Genomic DNA, 1334 nt, shown 5'->3' on the forward strand with positions numbered 1-1334 from the left:
TAAAGACAGTAAGATTAAATGAAGTAACAAGATCTGTTTTCTACGCTCCAATGTATGTTGCTATAAATGAAGGGTTCTTCAAGGAAGAAGGAATAAATATTGAACTATCAACAGGTCAAGGAGCAGATAAAACAATGCAGCAAGTTTTATCCAAAAGTGCTGACATTGGATTCTGTGGACCTGAGCAGACTTTTTATATCTATAATCAGGGACGTGAAGATTATCCAATTCTTTTTGCACAACTTACACAAAGAGATGGATCTTTTCTTGTAAGCAGACAAGATTATAAAAACTTTACATGGAATGATATCAGAGGAAAAGAGGTCATTGGAGGACGACCTGGTGGAGTTCCTGAAATGGCACTTGAATACGTAATGAAAAAAAATAATATTGATCCAAAGAAAGATATTAAGATGATTACAAATATATCTTTTGCTAATACTGGTGGTGCATTTAAAGGCGGTACTGGGGATTTCGTAGCATTGTTTGAACCTACAGCATCTGCAATTGAGCAGACAAAATCAGGTTATGTTGTATCATCAATTGGTGCAGAAGCCGGTTCTATACCTTATACATGCTATTTTACAACCAAATCATATATGGACAAAAATAAAGACCTGATTCAACACTTTACTAATGCCATCTATAAGGGACAACTATGGGTTAAATCACATAGTGACAAAGAGGTTGCATATTCAATAAAGAGCTTCTTCCCTGGTACTGAAATATCTTCACTAGAAACTGTAACTAAAAATTACAGGAAAATAGATGCTTTTGCAAGTACCCCTGCAATTAAAGAGGAGGATACAGCAAGGCTTATGGATATTATACAGGACTATGACAAGTCACTTCTGCCTATAAGACCTCCATTTAATACTATAGTAAATAACGATTTTGCCAAAACTTCAATGGAAAAATTAAAATAAGACAGCTTAAAGTGCTTACTATAATGATAATATAACTAGCTATATCATTATAGTTTACCCTTTAATCTAGAATTCAAGATTTAGAATTTTGCATTTTGTTTGAACTCCCCTTAAGGGGAGTTCAAAAGTATAATTAATTAGACATGAGCATAATTGATCTTTAAAAATTTAATATTGATATAGAGAAATATTTTGGAAAAGTTAGGTTTTTTATTAATAAAGTGACTCAAAAAAGGGTATACTAGCCCCATGAGGATGATAGAATGTAAAATATTGGATTATATCTTTCGGATTCTGTCCTTTTTGAGTAGTATAGTTTAAAATAATCTGATGTTTCATCAACGGATGCCCGATAATCGGTTCCGGTAGATATATATTTTATACATCCTCTATTTTTATGACCATTAT

At 32.5% G+C, this 1334-nt stretch carries 1 protein-coding gene; it reads left to right on the plus strand.

Going from position 1 to position 1334, the window contains the following annotated elements; genetic code table 11:
• Positions 1–926: ABC transporter substrate-binding protein (locus tag FYJ33_RS15980; RefSeq protein ID WP_154532957.1), on the plus strand; the 926-nt coding region annotated here is incomplete at its 5' end.
• Positions 927–1334: the final 408 nt, after the last annotated feature.

Origin of the sequence: Inconstantimicrobium porci, from assembly GCF_009696465.1 — a bacterium.
Classification (GTDB): Bacteria; Bacillota; Clostridia; order Clostridiales; family Clostridiaceae; genus Inconstantimicrobium; species Inconstantimicrobium porci.